This window comes from Shouchella rhizosphaerae, assembly GCF_900142675.1.
Lineage (GTDB): Bacteria > Bacillota > Bacilli > Bacillales > Bacillaceae_D > Shouchella > Shouchella rhizosphaerae.
In genome coordinates, this window is the sequence record NZ_FRBS01000005.1 from 398,758 (window position 1) to 425,186 (window position 26,429).

Annotated in this window: 24 protein-coding genes; 13 read left to right on the plus strand and 11 right to left on the minus strand. The window is 43.8% G+C overall.

The genetic code is table 11. The features are described from left to right. Nucleotides 1-60: 60 nt before the first annotated feature. The 4 genes from BUC05_RS16100 to BUC05_RS16115 form a co-directional block, all read right to left on the minus strand. Complete coding sequence (locus BUC05_RS16100; RefSeq protein ID WP_073305342.1) at nt 61-1,590, minus strand: ABC transporter substrate-binding protein; 1,530 nt, start codon at nt 1,588-1,590, stop codon at nt 61-63. A gap of 85 nt (nt 1,591-1,675) precedes the next feature. Beyond that, on the minus strand, nt 1,676-1,909 hold the full coding sequence (locus tag BUC05_RS16105) for a hypothetical protein (protein ID WP_035203298.1): 234 nt from the start codon (nt 1,907-1,909) through the stop codon (nt 1,676-1,678). Beyond that, the gene (gene thpD, locus BUC05_RS16110; RefSeq protein ID WP_073305344.1) at nt 1,890-2,825 is read right to left on the minus strand and encodes an ectoine hydroxylase; all 936 of its coding nucleotides are present in this window, start codon (nt 2,823-2,825) and stop codon (nt 1,890-1,892) included. Before thpD ends, BUC05_RS16105 begins: the two co-directional genes overlap by 20 nt. 180 nt (nt 2,826-3,005) lie before the next feature. After that, nucleotides 3,006-4,136 carry a DUF6612 family protein gene (locus BUC05_RS16115; RefSeq protein ID WP_035203301.1) on the minus strand — a complete coding sequence of 377 codons (1,131 nt, stop codon included), beginning with the start codon at nt 4,134-4,136 and terminating at the stop codon, nt 3,006-3,008. 361 nt (nt 4,137-4,497) lie between these two features. On the opposite strand from BUC05_RS16115, the gene BUC05_RS16120 reads away from it, so the two are divergent. Genes BUC05_RS16120 through BUC05_RS16130 form a run of 3 tightly spaced genes read left to right on the plus strand, consistent with a single transcriptional unit; the run spans nt 4,498 to nt 8,144 of the window. After that, nucleotides 4,498-5,931: a spore germination protein gene (locus tag BUC05_RS16120; protein WP_051881177.1), complete on the plus strand. Its 1,434-nt coding sequence runs from the start codon at nt 4,498-4,500 to the stop codon at nt 5,929-5,931. A gap of 6 nt (nt 5,932-5,937) precedes the next feature. Continuing rightward, on the plus strand, nt 5,938-7,026 hold the full coding sequence (locus BUC05_RS16125; RefSeq protein ID WP_073305346.1) for a GerAB/ArcD/ProY family transporter: 1,089 nt from the start codon (nt 5,938-5,940) through the stop codon (nt 7,024-7,026). Continuing rightward, on the plus strand, nt 7,023-8,144 hold the full coding sequence (locus BUC05_RS16130) for a Ger(x)C family spore germination protein (protein WP_073305349.1): 1,122 nt from the start codon (nt 7,023-7,025) through the stop codon (nt 8,142-8,144). Before BUC05_RS16125 ends, BUC05_RS16130 begins: the two co-directional genes overlap by 4 nt. 121 nt (nt 8,145-8,265) lie before the next feature. Here the strand turns inward: BUC05_RS16130 and BUC05_RS16135 are convergent, their stop codons facing one another. Next, nucleotides 8,266-10,185, minus strand: a complete 1,920-nt coding sequence (locus BUC05_RS16135) for an ABC transporter permease (RefSeq protein WP_073305351.1) — start codon at nt 10,183-10,185, stop codon at nt 8,266-8,268. Beyond that, nucleotides 10,182-10,937 (minus strand): ABC transporter ATP-binding protein, encoded by a 756-nt coding sequence (locus tag BUC05_RS16140; protein ID WP_073305353.1) that lies wholly within the window; start codon nt 10,935-10,937, stop codon nt 10,182-10,184. The genes BUC05_RS16135 and BUC05_RS16140 overlap by 4 nt, the downstream gene beginning before the upstream one ends. Nucleotides 10,938-11,285: 348 nt before the next feature. On the opposite strand from BUC05_RS16140, the gene BUC05_RS16145 reads away from it, so the two are divergent. The 3 genes from BUC05_RS16145 to BUC05_RS16155 are packed head-to-tail and all read left to right on the plus strand — an operon-like array spanning nt 11,286 to nt 14,213. Continuing rightward, the gene (locus tag BUC05_RS16145) at nt 11,286-12,515 is read left to right on the plus strand and encodes an ABC transporter substrate-binding protein (protein WP_073305355.1); all 1,230 of its coding nucleotides are present in this window, start codon (nt 11,286-11,288) and stop codon (nt 12,513-12,515) included. A 13-nt stretch (nt 12,516-12,528) separates the two neighbouring features. Further along, nucleotides 12,529-13,392 (plus strand): carbohydrate ABC transporter permease, encoded by an 864-nt coding sequence (locus BUC05_RS16150; protein ID WP_035203316.1) that lies wholly within the window; start codon nt 12,529-12,531, stop codon nt 13,390-13,392. Continuing rightward, nucleotides 13,392-14,213 (plus strand): carbohydrate ABC transporter permease, encoded by an 822-nt coding sequence (locus BUC05_RS16155; RefSeq protein ID WP_063609201.1) that lies wholly within the window; start codon nt 13,392-13,394, stop codon nt 14,211-14,213. Before BUC05_RS16150 ends, BUC05_RS16155 begins: the two co-directional genes overlap by 1 nt. Nucleotides 14,214-14,261: 48 nt before the next feature. Here BUC05_RS16155 and BUC05_RS16160 read toward each other — a convergent pair whose 3' ends face one another. Further along, nucleotides 14,262-15,698, minus strand: coding sequence for an alpha/beta hydrolase (locus tag BUC05_RS16160; RefSeq protein WP_073305356.1), 1,437 nt, complete (start codon nt 15,696-15,698; stop codon nt 14,262-14,264). 210 nt (nt 15,699-15,908) lie between these two features. Between BUC05_RS16160 and BUC05_RS16165 the strand changes: the two genes are divergently transcribed. From BUC05_RS16165 to BUC05_RS16190, 6 genes are all read left to right on the plus strand, one after another. Beyond that, nucleotides 15,909-16,262: a VOC family protein gene (locus BUC05_RS16165; RefSeq protein ID WP_073305358.1), complete on the plus strand. Its 354-nt coding sequence runs from the start codon at nt 15,909-15,911 to the stop codon at nt 16,260-16,262. 352 nt (nt 16,263-16,614) lie between these two features. Next, a complete protein-coding gene (locus tag BUC05_RS16170; RefSeq protein WP_073305360.1) occupies nt 16,615-18,735 on the plus strand; it encodes a BglG family transcription antiterminator in 2,121 nt (706 codons plus the stop codon). Then, the gene (locus tag BUC05_RS16175; RefSeq protein WP_073305362.1) at nt 18,719-19,723 is read left to right on the plus strand and encodes a 6-phosphofructokinase; all 1,005 of its coding nucleotides are present in this window, start codon (nt 18,719-18,721) and stop codon (nt 19,721-19,723) included. The genes BUC05_RS16170 and BUC05_RS16175 overlap by 17 nt, the downstream gene beginning before the upstream one ends. 2 nt (nt 19,724-19,725) lie before the next feature. Beyond that, nucleotides 19,726-20,025, plus strand: coding sequence for a PTS sugar transporter subunit IIB (locus BUC05_RS16180; RefSeq protein WP_011248341.1), 300 nt, complete (start codon nt 19,726-19,728; stop codon nt 20,023-20,025). Between the two features lie 30 nt (nt 20,026-20,055). Further along, nucleotides 20,056-21,321 (plus strand): PTS sugar transporter subunit IIC, encoded by a 1,266-nt coding sequence (locus BUC05_RS16185; protein WP_011248342.1) that lies wholly within the window; start codon nt 20,056-20,058, stop codon nt 21,319-21,321. 18 nt (nt 21,322-21,339) lie between these two features. Continuing rightward, nucleotides 21,340-22,194 carry a class II fructose-bisphosphate aldolase gene (locus BUC05_RS16190; RefSeq protein ID WP_011248343.1) on the plus strand — a complete coding sequence of 285 codons (855 nt, stop codon included), beginning with the start codon at nt 21,340-21,342 and terminating at the stop codon, nt 22,192-22,194. An 83-nt stretch (nt 22,195-22,277) separates the two neighbouring features. Here the strand turns inward: BUC05_RS16190 and BUC05_RS16195 are convergent, their stop codons facing one another. Next, nucleotides 22,278-22,829 (minus strand): DJ-1/PfpI family protein, encoded by a 552-nt coding sequence (locus tag BUC05_RS16195; protein ID WP_011248344.1) that lies wholly within the window; start codon nt 22,827-22,829, stop codon nt 22,278-22,280. A gap of 381 nt (nt 22,830-23,210) precedes the next feature. Between BUC05_RS16195 and gsiB the strand changes: the two genes are divergently transcribed. After that, the gene (gene gsiB, locus BUC05_RS16200) at nt 23,211-23,612 is read left to right on the plus strand and encodes a glucose starvation-inducible protein GsiB (RefSeq protein ID WP_011248345.1); all 402 of its coding nucleotides are present in this window, start codon (nt 23,211-23,213) and stop codon (nt 23,610-23,612) included. A 142-nt stretch (nt 23,613-23,754) separates the two neighbouring features. Here the strand turns inward: gsiB and erm are convergent, their stop codons facing one another. The 3 genes from erm to BUC05_RS16215 all read right to left on the minus strand — a co-directional run bounded on the left by erm (nt 23,755) and on the right by BUC05_RS16215 (nt 26,171). After that, complete coding sequence (gene erm / locus BUC05_RS16205) at nt 23,755-24,600, minus strand: 23S ribosomal RNA methyltransferase Erm (protein WP_035203329.1); 846 nt, start codon at nt 24,598-24,600, stop codon at nt 23,755-23,757. 795 nt (nt 24,601-25,395) lie between these two features. Then, the gene (locus BUC05_RS16210) at nt 25,396-25,746 is read right to left on the minus strand and encodes a DUF4260 domain-containing protein (protein ID WP_011248347.1); all 351 of its coding nucleotides are present in this window, start codon (nt 25,744-25,746) and stop codon (nt 25,396-25,398) included. Then, entirely contained in the window at nt 25,743-26,171 is a 429-nt protein-coding gene (locus BUC05_RS16215) for a MerR family transcriptional regulator (RefSeq protein ID WP_035203332.1), read from the minus strand. The genes BUC05_RS16210 and BUC05_RS16215 overlap by 4 nt, the downstream gene beginning before the upstream one ends. Between the last annotated feature and the right edge of the window lie 258 nt (nt 26,172-26,429).

A 26,429-nucleotide genomic window follows, 5' to 3' on the forward strand; every position in this document is an offset into this window, starting at 1 on the left:
TATCACTATTGGTTAGTATAGGGGGACAACTTGTATATGCACATGGAATTTTTTCAGCAATTACATGGACTGAAGTTGGGAGCGGAGAAAAAGAAGCTTGCGCCACTGGGCAAAGGCAGAGTATTCGAACCACAAATCAGAAGGCAAATGTTTGACTTGGCCGGTTCTTACAGCAGGCAGCCCGTTCCATTCTTCACTTTGCCGGACATGTTCATAAAAAGCCTTTGTTTGGCTGTCATGGAGGCAAAGCACCCACAACCATCTCGGCGCCAATTCTTTAAGCTCAAGCAAAGACAACGGTGCTGCCGACTGCTGCCAGCCTTCAAAACCAACGTCATGAAACAAACTTGAAATGCCTGGGTTTGTATATAAATAAATCCCTTCGCCTGCAATCCGCAAAATGACTGGACTGGCCGTGTTTTCTTTTTCAATCGATTGTTTGCAAGCGACTGCTGTTTCTTCATAATGGCTAAGAAACCGCTGTGCTTCATTCTGTTCATGTAAGGCTTCGGCGACGAGGATAAACTGGTCTTTCCAACTTCCAGCGTTGCTAAGGTCTATAAAAGTAGGGATGGAGACAGTAAAGGCATTCCGTTCTTCTTCATGGAGTTTCCTTTTCGCAAATAAAACATCCGGTTTCCAATCGATCAGCCTTTCCATATTTGCTTGCCAATCATGATTCGCCCGGTAAGCGCTCAAATGGACTGGAACCTCGTGCTGGTACAGCTCATAATAGTGCTTTGTCCATTTCGGGTGCATCGGCGCAGCAAATGGAATTTGCCGCAAAGCAAGCAAATCACCTAGCGAATCAAGATCGTAGGCGGCCAGTTTCCGCATTTTCTTCTCTCTATACTGGCTAGGCGAAAGGCCAACCTCCTTTTTAAACTTCCTGCTAAAATAAAATTCATCGTCATAGCCGATCCGATGTGCAATGTCTTTAAGGGGCAACGTCGTTGTTTGAATAAGCCGTTTTGCTTCCGTTAATTTGACTTCCGCTGCATATTGTGACACGCTTTTGCCCGTTTGTTGCGCAAACTTTTCGCTTAAATACGACGGATGGAGGCCTGATAATCCCGCCAACGTTTTTAAGCTAATACGGGCATGGGGATTTTCTTCAATATATTGCTTTGCCAATTCAATTCCGCTCATCGAGATATTGCTGCCTTCTTCCAGACAGCGGTATAACAAGTCTGGAAATTGGACTTGATTCCAGAAAAACGCATATTTGTTTTTTCTCAAAAGAGCAGCTGCAAGATCTGCCGTTTTCTCATTTGCACATCCTTTTCGTCTTGGAAAATGCCAATTTGTCGCTTGCAGCAACTCCCCATTCTCTCTCGGTTCATACATACGGAAACAAAAGAGGGCGATTTCCGCGCCTTCGCCTGGAAAATGGTAGGCATCCCCAGGTTTTAAAAGATAAAAATGGTAGGGGGACAGCGATGCCTTTGTATCGTTTACCTGGACCGCCAAAGAACCGGACTGGACAAAGCAAAGCATATACGTGTCCGCGTATGCCATGCTATGAACCAGAGAGACAGTGCTTGTTGTCGTTTTTTCCAAACGGATCAGCGCTTCTTTCCAATCTCTCACTCGCACACACCTCAATTAATTGATAATCATTATCAATAAATATAGCATATTTCCTGACGAATGCGCGTCCCCCTTCTCATTCTAATTACAATAAAACACGAACAGGCTCATGCACTGTTCGTGTTTTGATTCTACTATGGGCTGTTAACGCTGTTTTTTCCCCTGGCCATCCGTGTACTCCAGCAAGCAGGCACAAAAGTGGCTGGTTTGTAATTGGAAACGTCATAAAGCCGCTCGTCCCGTTTTTGATTGCCACCACTTTCATATTGCTACGGTTACTTTCAATCCAGATCTGTCCTTCATTTAGTTGCATGGGCATGTTGGGCAATGCTATCTTTCACAGGTTGAATCGGGGTTATGCTGTCGCGGTTGGCTAAAAATTCAGGCCTTGGTTGTTTTCCGGAGTAAGGTGCCTGCAACTGGTTCTCAATTGAGTTAAATACGAAAAAGACGTTGCTGCGTGGGTAAGGAGAAAGGTTGGCATTGGAGCCATGCATCGTATTGCACTCAAAAAATAGCACCGATCCGGCTGGGCCAGTAGCACGGTCAATCCGTCCGCCCGCTTGTTCAGTCAGCCATTGCAAACTTGTATGGTCTGGCGTTCCTGCAACTTGTTGCTTTAACGATGATTTGTAATGGTTGTCCGGCGTTGTGCCCGCACAAGAAACATACCATTTATGTGAGCCTGGGATTAGCATTAGCGGTCCGTTAAATTCATAGTTATCCGTAAGTATAATCGAGCAGCTGACAGCCCGCATCTTTGGCATCCCATCTTCCACATGCCACGTTTCAAAATCAGAATGCCAGAAAAACTCTTTGCCCTTAAAACCAGGTTTAAAATTAATGCGCGATTGGTTGATGTACACTTGGCTGCCTAGGAGTTGTTCTGCAATGGCCACAATGCGCTCATGTTTAGACAACATTTCAAAAAAGCCGTTGTCTTTGTGGACTTCAAACACAGAGCGAATTTCATTGCTATCAGGCTCTTTGATGACTTCATCACTGTCCCGCTCTTGGTTCTGTTTCATCACTTCATCCAATTGATTAGCCATGACTTGCACTTCGTCTTCTTGAAAAAGCCGTTCTAACATTACATACCCATTTGCCTCATAAAAAGCCAATTCCTCACGATCAAGCGGCCCTTTTTCCCTTGAATAAACGATTGGGTCTTTTCTTTCCATAATGGTTGCGGTCTCCTTAACGCGTGAAGGATAGAGATCTACCTTTTCTTGCATAATGAAAACCTCCTAAATAGTGTTGTTTCTGAGCAACGCTTGCTTTATTCGTTGCCTCCTATTTCTTAACCCTCATAGGGCAATTATTAAACATAGTGGCTAATGAGTGTGCTTTTTTTTGAAAAAGTGGGCATAAAAAAACGCGCCCTTGATCAAAAGGACGCGTGTTGTTGCAAATGATTATTCGCCATTCTCTTCTTCAATATCTTCAAGAATTTCTTCGAACCCTTCAACATCTTCGAGGCCTTCAATGTCTTCAAGGGCATCGATCTCAGCTTCCCATTGTGCTTCCATTTCTGCACCATCAACAGCATTGTCTAACACTTCTTGTGGAATATCAATCTCGTCAAACTCATTGAATTTCGAGTAAGTTGCTTCGGCAGTACCAGACATACTAAAGCTTTCACTTTCGCTTTCATCGTCAAAAGCCATCTCAAAATCCATTACCATTTTTTCTTGAAGATACGTCTCTTTATTGACATAAATCGTGTAGGTAACGTTTTTTAATCCAAAGCCTTCCATTAATGCCATGTCTTCTTCAGTTGGAAGCGCGCCTTCTTGGCCCATTTCCATAAAAGATTGAACCAATGCGTTCATTTCTTCATCTGATCCGTCTACTTTTAAGACATACGACCCTTCCTCTTCCTCAAGGGCAATATGTTCCGCGACGCTTTTCAATACGTCAAGCTGTTCTTGCGTATCGATTTCCATTTCTGTTGCAAATGCTGGATCTTCGCTCATATCATACTTCATCCACTCTGGTCCAAGTGGATTTTGCATGTAAAAAGTATCGTCAACCATGTATTGGTCTGTTGTAAAATCCATACCTGTTTCTGAATCGGAAATAGTCGTGCTCAAATAAGCCGATAGGGGCTCTTGAATCATATCAGCCGTCATGCCAATGGACATTTCAAACGGCTGGCCCTCGTACTCCATCCCATAATCCATTGACATTTCCATACGAAAACTATCAAGAGCTTCCATCGCTTCACTTGTTTTTACTAATACGTCTTCAGCCGTTAGCTCTTCTGTTTCCGCTGCAGGTTCAGTTTCCGCTTCTGCCTCTTGTCCACCGTTACCGCTTGTATTGTCGCTTCCACAAGCCGCTAATGCAAGCGTGCTGAAAGGCACAAGCAAAAACCATTTCATTTTATTCACAAATAATCCTCCTCCATCATTTGGCACCATCCATACTATTGTATTGCCAGACACTGAAAAAACGTCCAACATTTCCCCAATTGTAAAATGAGGCCAATCAATCCAGTAACCACTATAAGCCAACATGACAGTCGCAATCAACCCTTTTTTCAAATTCGCCTTCTTCCGTTTAATTAAAATAAACAAAGAAAAGGAGCATAAACTGCCAGTGAAGAAGAAACAATTAAGAACTAAGGCCTAGTAAAAATACATTTTAACCCTTTAAATGAATGTATATAGTAAAAAAGAGAGTATGAAACCCAGTTAATAGCATACAATCACGTCATTTATCCTTTTATTTAGATTTATAAAAAGCAGGCGCTACCCAATCCTCGAAGCGATCAGTCGATTCTTCACTCCTCAACGCACCGCTGCCCAAACAATGGCATCGTTATGGCTAAAATCACCTTGGCTGCCGTATAAAGAACCACTCTTAGGAAATAGTAAGCCTATTAGCAAGTAGAGGGTGGTTTAGATGAGCGAACTTAAAGAGATTAAAAACAAATTAACAGCAGCTGTGCATGGCACAGATGATCTTGTTTTTCGTGAATTCACCTACCAAGGCTTGCACGGGTTTGTCTTGTTTTTAGATTCATTAGTTGATGAGAAATGGCTAGAGAATATTATTTTTAAACAATTGAATCAGGCCCCTGCCTCAAAGCGGTCTCTCCAAGAAGCGCTCGCTTCTGCTTCCTTGAAAAAAAAAGCGACTGTTGCAGAATGTGTGCCTCTTCTTTATAAGGGGCAAGCTGCTATTGTTCTCTATGACCAAGGCCCGTCTTTTTTTATGGTAGAGGCAGCCTTATCGATAAACCGTAGCATAGAGGAACCGACAAATGAGCGCGCCCTCCAGGGAACACATGAGGGCTTTATTGAAAGCCTTCTAGTCAATCTTCATCTTATCCGCAGGCAAGCTGCGACGGATAAGGTGATCGTCCGCAAAAAAAAGATAGGAAAAACGATTAAAAAAGACGTCGCTGTTGTCTATATGCACGACAGAGCTTCTGCTACTGTACTAGCAGAATTGATGAAAAAGCTAGAAGCGATTAACCAAGATATCACCATTTCGCCTGGTGTTTTAAACGAGCTGCTGCAACAGTCAAAACGGTCGATTTTCCCACAAGTTCTTTATTCAGAACGGCCAGATGTCGTCGCTGGAAATATGGCAGAAGGACGGATTGCGGTTTTAATGGAAGGCAATCCGACTGCTTTGATTTTGCCTGTTTCATTTTTTAGTTTTTTGCAGTCTGTTGATGACTACAATTTTCATTTTTTCCTGGGAAGCTTTTTGCGCTCAGTTCGTTTGCTAGCGCTTTGCATTGCTGTCTTTGTGCCATCTTTGTATATTTCCTTAGTTGCGTTTCATTTTGAAATCATTCCGCAACCGTTGATTATTTCTGTCAAAAGCTCCTTGCAAAATATTCCATACCCACCGCTCGTTGAAGCGCTCATTATGGAACTCACGATCGAGCTCATCCGTGAAGCAGGTGTAAGGCTGCCGGCGCCAATTGGTCAAACGATTGGCATTGTTGGAGGCCTTGTTATAGGCGAAGCCGTTGTCAATGCCGGGCTTGTGTCCAATATGATGATTATTGTCGTCGCTATTACCGCGATTGCTTCTTATGTCATTCCGAACACGGAAATGAGTTCAGTCGTTCGCCTCATTCGCTTCCCGCTCATGCTCGCAAGCGCTGCTTTCGGTTTGATCGGGGTCATCTTGTCTTTCTTTGCTATTCTCATGCATCTTGTCAAACTTGATTCATATGGGGTGCCTTACTTTTCGCCGCTTGCGCCTTTTCGTCTTAAAGGCGTCAAAGATGGTTTGCTGCGGTTCCCAACTTGGTTGATCCAACAGCATACCCGTTATGCGTCTCCCCATTCAAAACGGGAGTCACGAAAGGGGGGATGATACGCAATGGAAACCAACAAACGTTTAGGGAAAACACAGTTGTTTTGGTTTTATGTACAAGCACAAATTGGAATTGGCATTCTTTCATTGCCATACTCCCTTTACAAGGAAGCGCAAACAGATGGGTGGATTTCTTTGCTGATTTCGGCCATTCTAGTGCAAATCGCCATTTTTGTCCTATGGCTGCTCCATAAACGCTTCCCCAATGACCATTTATTTTCAATTTGCGAAAAAATATTGGGCGTTTTTGCTGGAAAAGTCCTCACTCTTATCTACATTGCTTATTTTATTTATACGGCAGCGCTTGTGTTGAAAAACTTCACGCAACTCCTTGTTATTTGGATTTTAACCAAAACGCCTGAGCCTGTTTTTATGGCCTTGATTATCATTACATGTTTGCCACTTTTATTAAGTACGCTTGATCAAAAAGCGCGGATGTTTGTCTTGACTGCTCCGCTCATTCTCCTTATCCCAATCGTCATGATTGGTGGTTTTTTTCATAATGCCGATTTTTTAAATTTGCTGCCGATCGGCGTTACTGAACCGAAGGGGCTTATGAAAGGGACGTTGGCTGCTTCTTTCGCCATTAATGGCTATATTGTCATGAGCTTGATTTTTCCATACGTGAAAGCGACTGCCGCCGAGAAAATAAAGGTTGTTTCACTAGCTCATTGGGTCGTTACATTTATTTATTTAATTGTTGTCGTTGCCTGTTACACGTCATTTAGCGCTGGAGAACTGAAGCTGTTGCCGGAACCGTTTCTCTATTTAATCAAGTCGTTTTCATTTCCAATTGTAGAGCGGATCGATTTGATTTTTCTATGCCTTTGGTCGGTCATTGTGATTACGACTTATGGGATTTACGTTTATTGTGGGGTGATCGGTACGATGACATTGTTCCGCTCTCAGCGTTACCATTTGTATATTGTCCTAGCTTTCCTCATCACCTTTCTAGTGAATCTCATGCCTGATAGCATGTATCAAGTCAGACAAATGATAACAAGAACAGACGAGTTTGGTACAATAATGAACGCTGCCATTCCTTTGCTTATGCTTCTAATTGCTATCGTCTTTAAAAGGAGGTCGAAAGTGTGAAAGCGATTCAAGCAGTCCTTATGCTAATCCTGTTAACGGGCTGTTGGGACCAGCGGCTCGTCAAAGATATTAATTTAATTTATAGCCAAGCACTCGACCAAACGCATGATGGAAAAATTGAAACAACGATTGTAACAATCGGTGCTGGCACACAAAACCAGTCTGGAGCTACGGTAGGCACTTCGACGATGCCCGCGATTATCTCAGCCGTTGGGACGACTCCACGGGACAGCCGCATCCAATTGAATAGGAAAGTGTCAGGCGATTTGTTTGCCTCCAAAAACCGGGTCACGTTATTAAGCAGAGGACTGGCCGAACAAAATATTTACTCAATGCTTGATGTGCACTACCGCTCTCCTGTTAGCACGACCAATGCACGCATCAGTATTGTCAATGGGCCAGCTAAAGACGCCCTCCATGTAAAAACGGCAGAAACACCGCTTATTAGCAATTACTTAGGGGACCTGCTCTACGGCTTAGAAAACACAGGGAATATTCCAACAACTTCGCTAGAAGATATCCTTTCCTTACTCTTTGATAAAGGCACCGATTTTGTTTTGCCACTTCTTCATGTAATGGACCACCATAATATTGAGTTGCACGGGGTGGCTTTGTTTAATCAAAACAAAATGTCAGGTGAATTAAGCGCGGACCAAACATTGCGCTTGTTGTTATTAAATCCAAAACAAGACAAAGAACCGCGCTTAAATATCAAAGTAAGCAATGACAATGCGATAAAAGCGAACAATTATGCAACGGTAGATATAGAGGACCGCAAATCGAACATGAAATTAACGAAAAACAGCGCTGGCCAATTCCAAGTCGGATTTGATGTGAAATTGACTTTAAATGTCATTGAATACCCGAAAGACTCACTTTACATTCAAGAGAATGTCGAAGATTTGAATAACCGCATTACCGCGCAATTAACAAAAGAGTGCGAAGAAGTGATCCAAATCATTCAAGCAGCAAACTGCGATTATTACGGGATTGGCAAACATATGCGTGCTTTTTATTACCGCGATTGGCAAAACACCGATTGGAAAGAATTATATCCGCAAATACCGATTTCGGTTAACCTGGACACGGAAATTCTTTACCATGGCATTGTCAACTAATGATCGGCGCCAAACATATCCGACATATATGTAAATGGCTATTAAAAAGGTGTTTCACTACTAAAGATAGCGGACAACGCGAGCGCTCTGACGAACGCCCGCGTTGTCCGCTTCGTGTTGGTTACAACGATTCCTTTATGACTTTTTTCGTATGCGATACAGACAGCAAAGCAAAGATCGAATAGAGTACTGTATAAACAGCCATGACCAGCAGCATCGGCGTCCACAATTCACCGCCAAAAAAGAACCAGCCTGATTGTACAGCAAAGTAGCTATGGGACAAGCCTAAAAGGAGTGGAATACCAAACGCAAATAATTGTTTGGCATAGCTGCCTTTTTCCAGCTGACGACGGTTAAAACCGAGCTTGCGTAAAATCGTATAATTGTGCTTTTCTCCTTCTGTTTCATCCACTTGCTTAAAATAAAGAATACAGCCTGAAGTAATTAAAAACGTTAGCCCTAAGAAAGCAACAATGAACATGTATAAACCCATATGGGCTTTTTGATTTGTAGCCATGGCCCATTGTGACTCACTTTGTTCTTGAAAATCCATTTCTTGATAAGCTGAATTCGCCTCAACTACTTCTGATTCTTTTACAATATCAATGCCATAAGATGTCTCTGCTTCTTGTTGCTTTTTCAGTGAAACAAACGTCTCTTCATTGACAACAACAGTCGGCATTCCTCCCGCTACTTTATAGAAAGAAGGGAGAACAAATTCCTTCTTTAAGCCTCGATAGTGTTGGCTTAATGTCTCTTCCCCAAGTTCAATCACGATTTCGCCTTCCTCTTTAAACGTGACGAACCGCTGTAGCAAGTCGTTGTAACCAGTTAACACCGCTTCGTCAGGGGAGATATCGACATCTGTCATATAGGCAGCGCTTGTGATCGCCATTTCTTGTGCTGTCCCGGTCATCATTTCCGTCGACGAAGCAATAATCCCTTCTACATTGACATTCCCTTGTATAAATTCAGTCGTACGTTCTTGATAGTCAACTCCGGTTTGATCGAGTTTGTTTTTAAATGCTTCTGCATCTTCCACACTCGTAAAAGCAAAGTCAGTCGGCACCCATTGTTTGGCAGATTTTTCTGCTGAATAATAGGTAATATAACTTAATGACAGCAATCCAATCGCTAGTGCCGAAACGGTTGTAATGACAGTTAGCAACACAGCGTTTGATTTCATTCGAAACATGAGCGCCGACAAGGACATCACTTCGCGAATGTTCAAATAACCATCCTTTTTGCGGCGAATCACTTTCGCAACAAAGCTAACCGTTCCTTTATAAAACAACCATGTGCCGATAATACAAGCGGCCAAAATGGTCGTCATCGCCAAAAACAATTCATTCTGTGTGACGAATTGTCCTTCAAACAATTTAGAGGATAACCAATAGCCAAATCCAATCAACACAATGCCGAGTACGCCAATTGCAATCTCAAATGCACGCAATCCTTGTGCGACCATCTCTGTTTTGCCTTTGATTTGGAACAAGGACAGAATCGTTTGCTTGCGGATATAGACATACGTGAATGCCATCATTAGCATGCAAATAGCCGCAAAGACAAGCAGCGTCTGGGTTAGAGCAGCGCCTGAGAAATGTAGTTTCGCAGCGGTTTCAACGCCAATAATGCGATACAGGCTTACCATTGCCAGCTTTGACAAATAAAAGCCAATGAAAATGCCGATAGCTAGCGCGCCAAAGTAAACGAGCACGTTTTCCCCTGACAGCACCCAAAAAATCCGGCCTTTCCGCATGCCAACCAACTGAAATAAACCGATTTCTTTGCTTCTCCTTTTTAAAAACAAACGATTGGCATAGAGCAAAAAGATCGCAATGATTGCGATAAGCAAAACCGATGCGGACCGAATGGCAGCAGCTCCTTTTACCGATGCAGCCGCCTCGTCAAGAGCCGGATCATATTGCAACGTCACAAAGGCAAAATAGAGTGCCGCACTAAAAGTTAATGAGAAAATGTATAATCCGTACGTTTTGCTGTTTTTCCGCAAATTGCGCATGATCAGTTGGCCTGTATTCATGCCTTGATCCCCCCAAGAATGGCCTGGGTTTTCATAATTTCTTCGTAATGGTCTTCTCTCGTCCGGTCTTGCTGCATCACTTCTGTAAACTTTTGTCCATCTTTAATAAAGACAACACGGCTGCTAAAACTGGCTGCTGCTGCATCATGCGTCACCATTAAAATCGTTGCTTCGTATTTTTGATTAAATTCAGTGAGTTTATTAAGCAAGTCCGTTGCCGATTTAGAATCAAGCGCCCCCGTCGGTTCATCGGCAAAAATCATACTTGGTTGGTGAATAAATGCCCGGGCGGCTGAAGTCCGTTGTTTCTGACCACCAGACAGCTCATTAGGGTACTTGTCTTTTAATTCGTAAATGCCTAATTCTGCCGCAACAGACCGAAACGCTTCGTCTGCTTCTTTTTTGCCTGCCCCCATAACCGACAATGGCAACAGAATATTCTCTTTGACGGTAAGCGTCTCAAGCAAGTGGTATTCTTGGAAAACAAACCCTAAATGCCTTTGGCGAAACCAAGCAAGTTCCCGCTCTTTCATAGTGGTAATGTCTTTCCCATCTATAATGATCGTTCCACTTGTCACTTGGTCAATTGACGACAGTACATTCAAAAATGTTGTTTTCCCTGAGCCTGAAGCCCCCATAATGCTCACAAACTCGCCCTTTTCAATCGTTAAGTCAAGTCCTTTCAACACTTCTTGCTTATTCCATTTGTTTCCGTATTGTTTGCAAATATTTGCTGCTTCAAGTACAACCATGGACTGCTTCCTCCTTCTTAAGTACCTTCATTTTACTGAGGAAGCTGCACACTTGCCTTTGATTTAGATGACAAACGAAATAGCGTACATGACAAAATTGTAAGAGTTAGCAAACGCACCGATCGTTGATTTCTTCTTGTCAAAAGCAAGCGTGCTTGTTTTGCATGTTCTACAACTTTCAGAACATACTTGACAATCTGACCTGCGGAAATGATAATGAATACGAAAACGTTTACTCCCACGCAGGACGCTAACGTAAACGTTTACTATAATTTGCGGAGAAAGATATTAACTCGCCCGCGAAAAGGATCGATCTATTGTTTTTTATTAGGAAAGGAGTCGTTTTCCATGAAACAAATCCTGACCATATTCTTGGCGTTCACGTCTCTCCTGTTTATGGCCAGCTGCAACGGCGAGTCTTCTAGCGATGGGGTTGTTGAACTCGAATTGTTTTCGAACAAAACGGAAAACATCAACACGTATCAAAAGCTAATTGACCAATTCGAAGCCGAGCACGAAGGCATTCGCATTAACCTTTATGCTCCTCCTGACGCTGAGACGTTGCTGCGTACACGGCTTGTCAAAAATGACATGCCCGACATGTTGGCGATTGGCGGAAATGCCCTATATGGCGAACTGGCGCAAGCCAATTTGCTCGTTGATTATGAAGAGACGTCTCTGTTGGAGGGTATCCAGCCAGCCTATTTAGAAATGGTAAAAGAGCTGCAAGGGCCAAAACAAACCGGTATCTACGGCGTGCCGTTTGCCGCGAACGCCAATACGGTCATTTACAACAAAACGAAATTGGAGGAACTTGGCCTTGATGTGCCAACAACGTGGGAGGAGTTTATTGCCGCTTTACAAATAGCAAAAGAGGCTGGCGAAATTCCAATTTACTATACGTTACAAGATGCTTGGACTGCACTGCCCCTTTGGAATGCTGTTGCCGGTGTTCTCCAGCCTGACGAATTTGCTGCTCAAAAAACAGCAGGCTCCCTCACATTCCAAGCTACACATACGGAAGTAACTAGTAAGATTCAAACATTGCTTGACTATGGCCACGACCGCATGTACGGGATTGGTTACGATGATGGGAACCGTGCGTTTGCTCAAGAAAACGGCCTCTTCTATTTCCAAGGCAACTGGGCTGTACCTGAATTGTTGACAACCAATCCTAACCTGGATTTAGGCGTCTTCCCACTCCCCGTCACCGATGACACTGAGCAAAACAAACTCGTTTCTGGCGTCGATGTCCTGTTTGCAACGCTTAAAGACACCAATCACCCAGAAGAAGCAAAAGCGTTTATCTCATTCATGCTAGAAGAAGCCCCGGCAGAGCAATATATGGCTGAACAATCAGCGTTTTCTGTGTTGGAAGGCGTTCTCACTGACGATCCTTATATGGAGGGAATTCGTGAACATTTTGCACAAGGGAATATTGCGAGTTTTCCTGACCATTTTTATTTGCCGGGAATGGGCGTTGAAAATATGATACAGGAGTTTATGTACAGAGGAAATGAACAAGATTTCTTGAAACGAATGGACCGGGAATGGGACCAAACCCAACTGCGGTACTAGAAAGGAGCCACCAATGAAAACAAAACAACGGGTGTTTTTGCTTATGACCCTTCCCGCTGTGCTTCTCTTTTTCTTGTTCCATACCTTTCCGCTTTTGCAAGGCGTGTTTTACAGTTTTACCAATTGGAAAGGCTATGGCGATTGGGACTTTGTCGGCCTGTCCAATTATATAAATGTCTTTAACGATATGCGTGCTTGGAGCGCGTACGGGTTTACATTCCAATTTGCGATTGTTTCAACGATCCTGGTCAATATTCTTAGCCTGGCAATTGCCTTGGGCTTACATGCAAAAATCAAATGTAAACAAACATTGCGCGCCATCTATTTCATGCCTAACATTCTAAGCGTTTTAATCGTCGGATTCATTTTTCAATTTATATTTACACTATTTTTGCCTCAATTGGCAGACATGCTTGGCATAAGCACGCTGTCTACTAACATTCTTGGCAGCCCTGATTACGCATGGATTGGCATCGTCGTGATGGCCGTTTGGCAAGCAACTGCGTTTAATACGATTCTTTACTTAGCAGGGTTGCAGACGGTTCCAGAAGATGTATATGAAGCGGCTGCAATTGATGGCGCCAAAGCATGGCGTCGCTTTTGGAGCATTACCTTTCCGATCATTGCTCCTTTTTTTACGATTAATATGGTGCTTGCACTCAAAAACTTTCTCATGGTATTTGACCATATTATCGCCTTAACAGGCGGCGGCCCTGGCTATGCAACCGAATCGATTTCGGTGCTCATCTACCGCGGCGGCTTCCAAGGGGGCCAGTTTGGCTACCAATCGGCCAACGCTGTGATTTATTTCATTATCATTGTCGCTTTGTCTCTCTTCCAGCTCCGGATCTTGCAGAAACGGGAGGTGCAGCAGTAATGAAAAAAAACAAAACAAACTGGCTTGTAACAGGGCTGCTTTTGCTCGGTTCACTGTTTATTCTCTTGCCGCTTTACTTAACGATCAACATTGCTTTAAAGACGCCAGCAGAAATGGGCGAACCGTTGTTATCGATGCCAAAGGAATGGCGCTTTCAAAACTTTCTAGATGCAATCGAATTAACAAACTTTTTTAACGCCCTGTCGAATAGCTTTACGGTAACAGCAGCCGTTGTCGTGCTAACGGTGCTCAGCAATTCCCTTGTTTCGTACGCCATCGCCCGTAATATGCACAAACGGTTTTTTAAAGCTTTGTTTTATTACTTTGTTAGTGCGATGTTCGTGCCGTTCCCGATCATTATGCTTCCTCTTGTACGGCAGACCGCGATTTGGAACATGGATAATGTATTCGGGCTAATCTGCCTATACATCGTGTTTCAACTGTCTTTCAACGTATTTATATACGTTGGCTATATTAAATCAATTCCTGTTGAGCTTGAGGAGGCTGCAATTATGGATGGCGCCAGCGCTTGGGGAACTTTTTGGAAAGTGATTTTTCCGTTGCTGGCGCCGATGAATGCAACAGTCGCGATTTTGACTGCTTTATACGCGTGGAATGATTTTTTGTTGCCGCTCGTGATCCTGACAAATCCAGCCGACGCCACGTTGCCATTAACACAGTACATTTTCCAATCGGAATTTAGCACAAATTACAATTTGGCGTTCGCTTCTTATTTGCTGGCGATGCTGCCATTAGTTATCGTCTACTTAATCGCCCAGCGTTGGATTATTAGCAACGTAACGCGTGGGGCAGTTAAATAGCCAGTTGAGTTTCTCTCAACTGGCTTTCCTCCTACCTACTTCCCTCTGTCAAGGAGCAAACGGGGCTTCAAGGCCGACTTCAGGATGTTTGTTCGCTTGTTCCTGCAACAACCCTGTTGCTTTTCCTGCTAAATACTCGTCAAAAAAGGCAATGCTCACGTCATTGATAAGATGGTGGACTTCTTCAATCTGTTCCCCTTTATTTTCAAGCAACGGCGAAAACAAGTGAAAGTCTGTAAAGCTCATATGGGATGTGTGCGGAATCGTCATTGTATACCCACCGCCATGGAGCGCTGTTTCCCGCCGTGTTTGGCTTTCGGCCCAAAAGGCTTCATAGGAAGCCCGTGACTTTCCGGTTTGCGCCACAGCTTGGTCCAATTTAGCGTCAAAGGCGGCTTTATCAATGCTTTTCTCGCCATTCATTTGCAAATAAGGCTTGGCAAATCCATTTGCCGGAGGCTCGCTTCCATATAATGTCCCATCCATATTTAAAGCTACTTTTACTCGAGAATCGCGAGCAAGCATTTGCGCCGCTGCCGCCCCGCCATAAGAGTGGCCAAACATGCCGATTTTTTCTAAATCGAGTTTGCCTTCAAAATCGCCTTCAATACCTGAGCGATTCCATTTTTCAAGTTCATCTAAAACAAACGAAATATCCTTTACCCAAATGTCCATATGGGCATCCAACTGTTCGAACCCAGTCAATTGGTTTTCACTCAGCAAAACGCTGCGTCCGTCTGGATAGACTGTCGCAGCAGCATCAAAAGCGTGGTCAATGCCTACAACAATATAGCCATGGCTTGCCAACTCTTCAACCTGAAATGTATTTTGGTTGCGAAACCCTGTCATGCCATGGGAGAAAACAATCACGGGATACGTATCAGCCTTTTCGGAAACTTGGCTGCCTTCTGTAGCGTAAGTATTTACATAACGAAGATGGCTTAACACCCAGGCAGGGATTGACAGTGCTTGTTCCAATCCTTCCGTAATCGGGCCAACGTCTTTCGTATAGGGAGCCCGTTTTCCTTGTTGGCTCTCGCTCGGATACCAAACTTGCACCATCAGTTCTCGCCCGCCTGCAATCGTAGGTGCATCTTCTCTGTTCTCATCTTTTAGATAAAATGTTTCTGTTCCAACTGGGTACTTGCCCGTCGGCTTTTCAAATGAAAAGACAGGCAACAGCAAAGGGGTTGCCACCATCACCAGCCCATAGACAGCAGCGAGCCCATATCCGCCCCAGTGCAAAAGACGCTTTTGCCTTCTTCCTTGTTTCCTAAACAACATTCCAATCGTCAACAAAAACGGAACCAAGTAGGCGAACGCCATTTGCCACCTTGGCCCTTCAACCATCACATGCAGCACGGCCACTATATAGAGGGCTGCTAATCCAATAACAATCATTTTCTGCTTCTTCGTTTTGCTGACAACAAACCATAAAAACACGGCGATTGCCAACACCACAAGAATCAATTCCAATAACCTCAAAATCCTAATCCTTTCTTGTTTCTTTTAATTATATAAAGCACGCTTCCATTTTATCATATTAGTAAAATCGCTAGTAAACAGCGCTTAGTTGCCACTACAAATAAGGCAGGAGACGTTTCTAATAGTAGAAAGCAATTATTTTCATTAAAAAGAGGGGTTTTTCTAGCGACTGTAGAACAAATACGCACATCGATTAAAGGAGGCTTAGCCATGACAGCCATTTTCCAACGAATTGACACCGTTTTTGTGCCTACTCGCAATATCGATCAAGCGTTTAAATGGTATACCGACATTCTAGGCGGCGTCCCAGGTTGGAAAGGAGACGAAGGGGAATACCAATCGGTTAAGTTTGGCGATACATCGATTACGTTATTTCTTACAGACGAGGACGTTTATTTTCAGCCAAGACGGAGCGCCTTCAATTTCTATGTCGCCGATGCCGAAAGCGCGTATGTGCATTTAAAAAACAATGGCGTTCAAGTAGAAGAACTTAAAGAATATGGAGCCCGTTATTTTGCCTTCTATGATTTGGACGGCAATTGTTTAGAAGTGTGTGAGTATTAATTCTGGCTATCACTATTAACAACTACTTATTTACTCAACCACGGAGAATAGAAGTATCCAGACAACCTTTAATTTGCATTTTGCTAGTTAAAACGGCTTTATCCCTATCCGGGGAGGCCGTTTCTTTAATAAGCTTAAACCCTTTCGCTTTTTCTTCTTTAATAAATAACGTAAATTTCCCCTTCTCCTTTTAACAAACTGATCATCACACTCTCAGATTCATACAAAAAACACCTACATTTCCTTCTCTGACCGCCTTAGCCGCCTACTTCTTTTCCGCTTAAAATGGAAGAACTTTAAGCTTCAAATCGTGAAAGCGGTAACATATGATTAAGCCAAAGGAGGGTGGCGAATGAAACGCAAACATGCAGAAATCTTCCAAGAAATTGTCAGGCATAAGGGCTACGTGCCCGTTAAATCGCTTTCCGAAACATTCCAAGTCTCTGCGCGAACAATCCGTTATGCCCTCGAGGAAATCGATGATTATTTAAGGGATCATCAGCAGCCGCCGCTTAAGCGCAATCGGAAAAAAGGCGTTTATTATGACTGCGATCAAGAGGTGCTCCACAAGCTTCTTGGTTCTGACACACTCCATTTTCCCGATGCTGCCGACCGCGAAGCTTTTCTCGTATTCGCTTTCTTTTACGCCGAGGAGAAAGTGACTGTCCCTTCTATTTGCGAGCACTTGCTAGTGAGTAAAAGCACAGTAGACAAAGACATTCAGCGGCTGCGGACGGAGCTTCTTGCTGACAACTTGCGAATAGACAGTTTGCCTAAAGAAGGATTTGCCGTCGTCGGCTCAGAGTTCGCGAAGCGGCGCTGGCTTTTCCGGTTTTTGAAACGGGCCTGCCGTAATAGAGGCTTGGACATGTTGAAACAAAGCGAAGCAGCCACATTCTTTGAAGATTATTGCTGTAAATTGGTGGAAGCCACTGCGTTGGAACAGACTTTGGCATGGATTCGGACAATCGAACAGCAAAAGAATGGCCGTTTTACGTACGAAACCCATTTAGAAATTGGCTTGTATGCATTGCTAGCGCTAAAGCGCATCAAAATGGGCTACTTATTGACAGAGAAGGTAATGGTCCCAGAACAGTTGGACAAACAAGCATTTGCCCTTGCCCAAACATTTGATTTTCAAAAACCGGTAACAGAGCTGAACACCGAAATTTACGTATTATCGCTATTTCTTTCGACTGCTAAGGAAGAGCAATTCTTATTCAAAATGGAAGGAAATTGGGGGCAAATCCAAGTCGCTGTTATGGACTTTGTGCACTCCATCACAAAGCAGACAGGACTACCATTTGTAAACGACCAAGAATATTTTTCAAGTATTTATGCCCATATCCAAACAATGGCAAGACGACTTAAAAACGAGCTGCCGATTGAAAACCCGATTGCCGACGTCATTGTCAAACAATACCCTGATTTATTTGCTGCATGCCGCTTGGCAGGAAATGAATTGGAACGAACGCTGCAACTAACGATTCCAATCGATGAAATTGCCTATTTAACGATGCATACTTGCGTCGCCTCTGAACGACTGAAACGGCAAACGCTTGTGTACCGGACGGTCATTATTTGCGGTCATGGCATTACAAATGCCCGTTTAATTGAAGAAAGCTTGTACGCGCGCTTTTCTTCCATTGAAGTATTAGGCACATTATCCCGTTATGAAGTCGATGTCATCCAAAAATTGCAAGTCGACTTTGTCTTAACGACATTGCCCCTTTCCATCAAAGGTGTGCCTTGCTTGCAAGTGTCCCCGTTTTTCAAGGATGAGGACACAGCCTTAATCCAAACAACGATTGCGCAAATAGCGAAATCAAAACAAAGGCAACGGCAGAAGCACGGAGCAACGAACGAAGACTTCTTCCGTTCGATTGTAGAAATTGCAAAAGCAAACAGCAAATCGTTCATGCTTAAACCGTTTATGGAAGAATTAGCGTCTCTATTTAAAAAACATCAGTTGCCAGTCTACGAAGGAGTGATCCAGCCATTGTTAGCCGAGCTAATGAGCGAAGACCATATTGAACTAAACGTTCGCGCCGCCAATTGGCAAGAAGCCATTTATGCGGCAGCTAAACCTTTAGAAAGAAGCGGCGCCATTACAAAAAATTACGCAGAAGCGATGATCGCCTCTGTGCATGAATACGGGCCTTATATTGTCCTTGCTCCAGGGGTTGCGATCGCCCATGCTCGGCCAGAAGACGGCGTAAATGAGCTAAGTGTTAGTTTTATCCAGCTAGCAGAGCCGATACCATTCGGCAATCCAGATAACGACCCGGTATTTCTTGTGATTTGCTTGGCCGCTTCTGACAGTTTTTCACACTTAAAAGCGTTTCGTTCAATTGTGAAACTAATCAATGACGAACAGCGACTAGACGCAATAAAAGCCGCCACCTCCAAGCAATCGTTAACCAGAATCGTTCTCAACGAAGAAGGGGAGAAAGCCTATGTCGACGGTCCGTAACATTGCTTTAATTACAAGCGGCGGCGATGCGCCAGGGCTAAATGGTGCCATTGCGGCGATTGCCCAAACGACGGATGTTAACCTTTATTTCTATCATGGCGGATTTGACGGGATCATTGAGCAGGACCCTATCGCCATATCACCAACAACAGCGAGGGAGGCTGTGCAACAGGGAGAGTTGTTATGTTTTTCTGGCCGCAGCACACATATGCTCCATGAGGCGGGACAAAAGCGTGTCCTCGAAAAATTAAAGCAAGACTGCATCGACGCCCTGATTGTGTGCGGTGGCAACGGCTCGGCACAAGGGGCAAGATCGTTAAGCGCAGGCTTGCCAGTTGCCGTTGTGCCAATGACGATCGACAACGACATTGGCGGAAGTGAATACACGATTGGCCATGACACAGCAGTCAATGCGATTGCCGAGTCGCTCCACCGGCTCCGCCAAACAGCAGCCAACTTGCCAGGCCGGATTTTTATGGTCGAAACCTTTGGTGGGCGCTGCGGCCAACTTCCACTTGCTGCTGCTGTTGCTGCCAGCGCAGATATCGTGCTCCTTCCTGAATATGAGCTCAATATAGACAAGTTCATTACAGAAGTAAATGCCCGCTCAGCACGAGGAAAGAGCGTCATTATTGTCGTATCTGAAGGCATCTATTTGAACAAGCGTTTTTCTGCTGGCGACCAGGGCGTGTCGTTTGCACTTGCCCGAGCGCTTGAGGAATCAACAGGAAAGCGAGTGCGCCTCTCAATACTTGGCTACACACAACGGGCAGGTGACCCGACAAGCTATGACTGCCTGATGGCCAAGCAGATGGGCCAATGTGCGGTCGATGCGTTGCTTAACGGTGAAAAGGCGATGCTTGTGGCGTTAAAGGAAGGGCGCGTCAAAGCCATTCCCCTTACAGCAATTGAACAAGCGCCTACTTTGGCGAAAGAGCTTCTGCAATTGGCTTTTAAAGAAAACCAACTGATCCAATTGGAGGGATAATTATGGCAAAGAAACTATCGATTTTAATGGTGTGCGGGGCAGGGCTTGGAAGCAGTTTTGCCTGTGAGATGGCGGTGGAATCCGTGCTCGAAAAACTAGGAGTTGAGGCAAAACTGAACCACTGCGATATCTCTTCCGCAAGCAGTCAACGGGCAGACATTTTAATTACTGGTCAAAATTTTGAATCGCAATTAAAACACTACCAAATTGAAGCAGAAATTCTCTATTTAAAACGGCTTGTCGATCAAAAAGAAATTGAAGAAAAGCTTGTTCCCGTCCTAAAAGCAAAACAAGCCCTATAACGAGACAATCATGAAAAGGGAGGCGCCCCAATGGAGATTTTGCATTTTTTAGTAAACGATATCTTATCACAAGCACCCATTCTAGTCTCACTCATTGCTTGTATTGGCCTCATCGCCCTCAAAAAATCAATTGGCCAAATCGTTTCAGGCACAATGAAAACAATGCTCGGTTTTCTTGTCCTTTTGGCAGGTACACAAATTATTGTAGGCACTTTGCAGTTTTTAGGCGACGTCTTCCAAGAAGCGTTTGCGATGAGAGGCATTGTCACCGATGTAGGCGCTATTGCCGGCATCGCCCAGCAAACACTTGGCCGAGAAACGGCTTTGATTATGGTCCTAGCGTTTGCTGTCAACCTTTTAATTGCCCGCTTCACGCCAATAAAATACATCTTTTTAACCGGGCAAGGTTCATTGTGGATGGCGACTGTTTGCTCCGTCGTCGGCTACATGGGCGGTCTCCGCGGCCTGACGCTGATTATACTCGGCGGTGTTATTGCTGGCTCAATGGCAGTGCTTATGCCAGCGATCGCCCAACCGTTTGTACGCAAAATTACAGGCTCAAATGACATCGCATTAGGTCACTATTGTACACTCGGCTACCTTGTCCAGGCAGGCACGGCAAAACTTGTCGGCAACAAAGAAAAGTCCACGGAAGACATCAACTTGCCAAAAAGCTTGGAATTTCTGCAAGACACATATCTATCGATGATGGTTGTCATGATTCCGATTTACCTCATTCCAACCGTTTTTGCAGGACCAGCCTTTATGGAAACGTATACCGGCGGGATGCACTATTTAGTCTTCGCGTTTATGCAAGCAATCCAATTTGTTGTCGGCGTTTACGTACTTCTCGCTGGCGTCCGCCTCTTCCTTGGCGAAATTGTTCCAGCTTTTAAAGGGATTGCCCAGCGCGTTGTACCTAATTCTGTTCCAGCGCTGGACTGCCCTGTGTTATTCCCATATGCGCCGAATGCGGTGATCGTCGGCTTTATTTTCACGACCATTGGCACGGTCATCGGCATGCTGTTCTTCCCGGTCATTGGCCTAGCAATGATTTTGCCAGGAATGCTGACCAACTTTTTCGCCGGCGGCACAGCTGGCATATTTGGCAATGCAATAGGTGGTTTCCGCGGTGCAGCGATTGGCGGAATTGTCCACGGTCTGTTTATCACATTGCTTCCAGCTCTATTAATCCCTGTTCTCGGGTCATTCGGCCTTGAAAATGTCACGTTTAGTGACTCCGATGTCATTACGATTGGCATTTTGCTTGGGTATGTGTTGGAATGGTTTAATTAATAAAGGAGTGGAAATATCATGTATGCGAATTTAAAAGAAACGCTTGCTTACGCGAAAGAACGAGGCATTGCTGTCGGCGCCTTTAATGCCCATTGTCTAGAAATGGTTCCAGCTATGCTCCATGCAGCAAAGGAAACAAACTTGCCGATCATTATCCAAACAACAGCGGGCACAGCCGATTATGTAGGCTATGACGTATTTGTCGCCGTTGTCAAAACCCTTGCTGAGCAACTTCCTGTACCGGTTACATTGCATCTTGACCATGCAACAGATTTTGCGAAAATCAAACAGGCAGTCGATGCAGGCTATTCATCTGTGATGTTCGACGGTTCAACGCTCCCGATAGCAGAAAATATTGAAAAAACATTAGAAGTTAGTGCCTATGCCCACCCTCGCAACGTCTCCGTCGAAGCGGAACTCGGCATAATCGGCGGTGCCGAAGACGGAGTCATGATCGATTCTACGCAAGTAAGCTTCACTCAACCAGAAGAGGTCAGCCAGTTCTTACAACACGTGACTGTCGATGCACTCGCTTTGTCTATTGGGACAACACACGGCCAATACAAATCAAAAGCCAATTTGCAGTTTGATTTGCTAGAGACGATCGCCAACAACCATGCACGCCCTTTAGTTCTCCATGGCGGCACAGGCGTCAAGGATGAAGATATCCAAAAATGTGTAACGAGAGGGATTGTAAAGATTAACGTCGGCACTGAATTGCTAATCGCTTGGACGCGCACAGCCAAACACCAATTTGCAAAAGCCGATTTGACAGACTCATTGCGTAACCATTTAATTCCTTGCAATGAACAAATCAAACAAGTGATCAAAGCGAAAATGGCGGTTTTCGCACTGGAAAAAGCTTCGGTCTAAAACAAGTCTTCATGCTTAAATAGGAAAGGGATGAGGCTATCTCCGCACAGAGATGGCCTCAAACTACTGTTAACGCGATGACTTTACCGCGTCAGCTTAAGAAACTCGCGCATAAACTGTGGCAGATCATCCCAGGCGTGGCCAGAGACGAGGTTGCCGTCGACATAAACAGTTTCTTTGCGGAACTCGGCGCCTAGTGCTTTCACGTCTGGCTCACAAGCGGTATACGCTGTCAGGGCTCTGCCTTTAAGGCGGTCGCCTGCAACTGCTGCTAGCACTTGTACAGCGTGACAAATAGCTCCTACTGGCTTATTATTATCAAGAAAATGATTGACAATTGCTGCCGTGTGCTCGTGGATACGAATGTACTCTGGCGCCCGTCCCCCAGGAATGATTAAACCCGCATATTCATCAGGCCGCACATTTTCAAAGGCAATGTGGCTGTCTAATTGATAAGACGGCTTCTCTACAAATGTCTCGTACCCTTCAACGAAATCATGGTTTACCGTATAGAGCTTTTTCACAGCAGGAGAGGCGATATCAACCTCAAATCCTTCTTCAAGAAAACGGTAATACGGATAAAACACTTCAAGCGCCTCTACGGCGTCCCCTGTCAAAATGAGCATTTTAGCCATTTGTTCACACACTCACTTTCGTTAATTTTTCATCCGTTTTTTGTCTTCCACATGGAAAACACACCAAAACACGGCCACCCTCTTTACATAGTGTCTTAGCGATTACCCTTTCGCGAAACAAGAAGCGATTTCCTTCCTAATGAGACAGGTTTACAGCAGAATGAATCGTTAGTTATGACAGACAAAACAGCCAGCTATGTAGGATCCTACCATTCTTCTGCCCGATATTTAAAACGACAGACTTACACAAAACCCAAAAATATACAATAATAGAAATGAAAGATACTTTATTAGGATAATTAGAGCAAAATGAAACAAGGGGGTTTTAATTGATTTCTTTGAGGTATACAAATACCACACTACTTAAAGGAGGAATTAAAAATGGCACAAAACAATAACCGCAACAATAATGGAAACAACGGAAAAATGAGCTATGAGGAAGCAGGAAGAAAAGGCGGAGAAACTACAAGCCGCAACCATGACAAAGAATTCTATCAAGAAATTGGCGAAAAAGGCGGAGAAGCTACTAGCCGCAACCACGACAAAGAATTCTATCAAGAAATTGGCGAAAAAGGCGGAGAAGCCACTAGCCGCAACCACGATAAAGAATTCTACCAAGAAATTGGCGAAAAAGGCGGAGAAGCTACTAGCAACAACCACGACAAAGAATTCTACCAAGAAATTGGCAAAAAAGGTGGACAAACGACTAGCCAAAACCATGACAAAGAATTCTACCAAGAGATTGGTCAAAAAGGCGGACAACGGAACAGCAGCAACTCATAAGCGAATGGAAAAGAGAGGTGGCCGCCTCTCTTTTCGTGCTTTTACCCTGTTCCGTGCCCGTTTATTGATCTTATTGTAGCAAATCCCCGTGGTCAGCGTCTATATGTCCTCACAAATTTTTCATTCGTTTTTACATGCTCTCCTACTTTTTTCTCCTTGGCCAATACATTTTTGGAACATGCCGAACCATCGCGTCACAAACAATCGCCCACTGCCTAGCATGAAGCATGGCTACTGGCGTCTCAGGTTTGACGCCGATTGCTTGCCGCACTTTTTTTGCTTGAGGGGCGGTGAAAATTCCGCGTAATACCTGATCAAGAGGGGCTTTAGGGTTGTTTAGTGCGTACGATAAAAAGCCATGCATCGCTTTCGCCTCCTTATAAGGAAAAAGCGGGTGCTGTTTGCGGACAATGCGGACAAGGGCAGAATCGACTTTCGGCGGCGGCGAAAATGCACTTCTGGAAATTCCCCTTTCGTAATGGATGTCAAACCACATGTGCCAAGCCATCACATAAGCGTCTTTCGGCGAAACGCTTGTAAACCGCTTTGCCGCTCCTTTCTCCATTACAATTGCCCCCCGTTGTAGTTTGTTTTTTGGATTGTTTAACAGCATTTTCATGATCGCCGTTGTAATCGCATAAGGGATGTTGGAAACAACAACAAACGGTTCCGTTGGCAACGTCACCTTCATGATATCTTGATGAAGAATGGACACGTTTTTTGACCCAACTAGTTTCCATTGCAGCGCTTCAACACACTTTTGGTCATACTCGACGGCTAGAACCCGGTCCGCGCGTTCGCTTAAAATCGTCGTCAACGCGCCTTTTCCTGCCCCCAACTCTAATACCGTATCACGAACAGAGACGTCAGCTTTATCAACAATTTCCTTTAGCAGCCGTTTATTGTGCATAAAATGCTGGCCGCTAAAATTGGGAGGTTCTCCACGGCTAAGTTTTTTCCCATTATACTTGTTCATTTTTTTCGTCATGGCTACTCGCCCCTTTTTCATTTTTTTAGCCCTACCTGCACAAAAAAAGCCGCAGACGAAAGCGTCTGCGGCTTAAAGTAAACGAGAACAAGAATACGCCCGAAGCGTATTTCGCAAACAAACGTTTGCCAAAATACGCCTAAAACGAACGTTTAGGCACACAAAAAAGAAAGGCAGAACGAGTCCCCTTTCTTCACATTTCACTATTGCATATTTGTTCCATGAAGAATTATTAAAAATGGGCAGACTGCTCCCGTTTACTCTGCGAGCAAGCAGAGCTTTGAACATATAAAATTACTTGTTCAAAACGAGAAAACGCAATCTTATGAAATACATATTTTTAACAATCCTCCAGTTATTTTGACTTGATTACTCATAAACCATACATGAATAATTCGAAAAAGTCAACGTAATTTTCGTCAGAGGAGCAAGCTTTTGGCCATTCCTGAAGCACTCCATTCACAATTTGTCTCCATTTAACATATTTTCGAAAGAAGTCTTCCTCTTTAAGCGTGTAGGGCGTAGCTGGGCGGTAAGGGAGATGACTATCGGTTGGGTGATTGCCGAAAAGCTTTTCATACGGTATGGTAAGAACATCGAAGCCTTGATCGAGACTACAATTCAGCAGTCAACATCAAAAAAGAAGGAATTCGCTTATTAGCCACTGCCTAATGAATAAATAAACTCTTGGAACAAGAGGGTTAGCTTATTCCATTTCGTCAGCTACCAAAAGGGGCGATTACCCAAGAAGCCCCCACTTCAAGCGACCTGCAAGGGTGATAAGTGGTGGGTAGTTCACAGTCTTTGTATGTGAGTGTTTTTAAACGACTCTTGATACTTTAATCCAAAGCCAAATAGTCTATCCATAAATATATGAGCAATCCAGATGATAGAGATAAGTAGTAGATAATCGTTTGAAAAATAGAACGAAAAGAGTGTGAACAGTAGCGGGAGAGTAAAACTGTGGCCGACATTGTAAACGATTGCCCCTATTTTTTCATTCAGCGCATAACCAATCATTGTCATATCAGGAACGAGAAGAAGGACAAAAAACAACCAAATGGGAAAGCCTAGCTGTATATAAATATAAAAACAAAGGGCAAAGGCCATTCCGTTTTCAAGACGGACGATTTGATGAACAGTCATGATATCCCCCTTTTTTGCATGCTTTCAAAGAACGCGACGATCAATTCTTCAATGATCGCTTTATTTTCTGCATATTTCTCTCCCTCTATTAGTTCTTTAATTGTTTGTAATACTTTTAATGCGTGTTGGTAAAACTGAATTTTTTCCTCAATGTCGCTTACTTTTTGTTCTAATAACGATGTGGTTGAAAGGTTACATTCCGCCGATATTGCTTTACCCTTTAATATCAGCAATTGTTGAATCTCTTTTATCGTAAATCCTAGTTGCTTTAATACAACAATAAGCTGTAGTTGTTTTTCACATTCTTCATCGTATTCCCGATACCCATTTTCTCGTCTCTTTGGTTTTAGTAAGTTCTGTTTCTCATAATAACGAATTGTATCAGCTTGCATTTGATATTTGTCCGCAAAATCTTTGATTTGCATACGAACCACCCTTCCCTCTAGTACAACGATAACATTGGAGTAACGTCCAAGGTCAAGATTAACACAAATGGCCCCTCTTTAAACCTTGGCGAGCATCCTTCATGCAAACTTCCTTTTTCGCTGAATACATAAAAATGATTGAATCACCAACAATCCATTTATTTGCAATAACAAAGTCCCAAAGTCACAACGAATCCCATGATCAAAGAACGAGTTGATATCAATATGATTTAAATATGAAATCCGGGGTATAAAACT

Bases quoted from the DNA above. Each gene is read 5' to 3' on its own strand.
- BUC05_RS16170 (WP_073305360.1), top strand. From the start codon at position 16,615: ATGAAACGCAAACATGCAGAAATCTTCCAAGAAATTGTCAGGCATAAG.
- BUC05_RS16195 (WP_011248344.1), bottom strand. From the start codon at position 22,829: ATGGCTAAAATGCTCATTTTGACAGGGGACGCCGTAGAGGCGCTTGAA.
- thpD (WP_073305344.1), bottom strand. From the start codon at position 2,825: ATGCAAGAAAAGGTAGATCTCTATCCTTCACGCGTTAAGGAGACCGCA.
- BUC05_RS16145 (WP_073305355.1), top strand. From the start codon at position 11,286: ATGAAACAAATCCTGACCATATTCTTGGCGTTCACGTCTCTCCTGTTT.
- BUC05_RS16215 (WP_035203332.1), bottom strand. From the start codon at position 26,171: ATGCAAATCAAAGATTTTGCGGACAAATATCAAATGCAAGCTGATACA.
- erm (WP_035203329.1), bottom strand. From the start codon at position 24,600: ATGACGAAAAAAATGAACAAGTATAATGGGAAAAAACTTAGCCGTGGA.
- BUC05_RS16180 (WP_011248341.1), top strand. From the start codon at position 19,726: ATGGCAAAGAAACTATCGATTTTAATGGTGTGCGGGGCAGGGCTTGGA.
- BUC05_RS16185 (WP_011248342.1), top strand. From the start codon at position 20,056: ATGGAGATTTTGCATTTTTTAGTAAACGATATCTTATCACAAGCACCC.
- BUC05_RS16155 (WP_063609201.1), top strand. From the start codon at position 13,392: ATGAAAAAAAACAAAACAAACTGGCTTGTAACAGGGCTGCTTTTGCTC.
- BUC05_RS16125 (WP_073305346.1), top strand. From the start codon at position 5,938: ATGGAAACCAACAAACGTTTAGGGAAAACACAGTTGTTTTGGTTTTAT.
- BUC05_RS16135 (WP_073305351.1), bottom strand. From the start codon at position 10,185: ATGAATACAGGCCAACTGATCATGCGCAATTTGCGGAAAAACAGCAAA.
- BUC05_RS16150 (WP_035203316.1), top strand. From the start codon at position 12,529: ATGAAAACAAAACAACGGGTGTTTTTGCTTATGACCCTTCCCGCTGTG.
- BUC05_RS16140 (WP_073305353.1), bottom strand. From the start codon at position 10,937: ATGGTTGTACTTGAAGCAGCAAATATTTGCAAACAATACGGAAACAAA.
- BUC05_RS16210 (WP_011248347.1), bottom strand. From the start codon at position 25,746: ATGACTGTTCATCAAATCGTCCGTCTTGAAAACGGAATGGCCTTTGCC.
- BUC05_RS16165 (WP_073305358.1), top strand. From the start codon at position 15,909: ATGACAGCCATTTTCCAACGAATTGACACCGTTTTTGTGCCTACTCGC.
- BUC05_RS16175 (WP_073305362.1), top strand. From the start codon at position 18,719: ATGTCGACGGTCCGTAACATTGCTTTAATTACAAGCGGCGGCGATGCG.
- BUC05_RS16105 (WP_035203298.1), bottom strand. From the start codon at position 1,909: ATGCCCATGCAACTAAATGAAGGACAGATCTGGATTGAAAGTAACCGT.
- BUC05_RS16190 (WP_011248343.1), top strand. From the start codon at position 21,340: ATGTATGCGAATTTAAAAGAAACGCTTGCTTACGCGAAAGAACGAGGC.
- BUC05_RS16120 (WP_051881177.1), top strand. From the start codon at position 4,498: ATGAGCGAACTTAAAGAGATTAAAAACAAATTAACAGCAGCTGTGCAT.
- gsiB (WP_011248345.1), top strand. From the start codon at position 23,211: ATGGCACAAAACAATAACCGCAACAATAATGGAAACAACGGAAAAATG.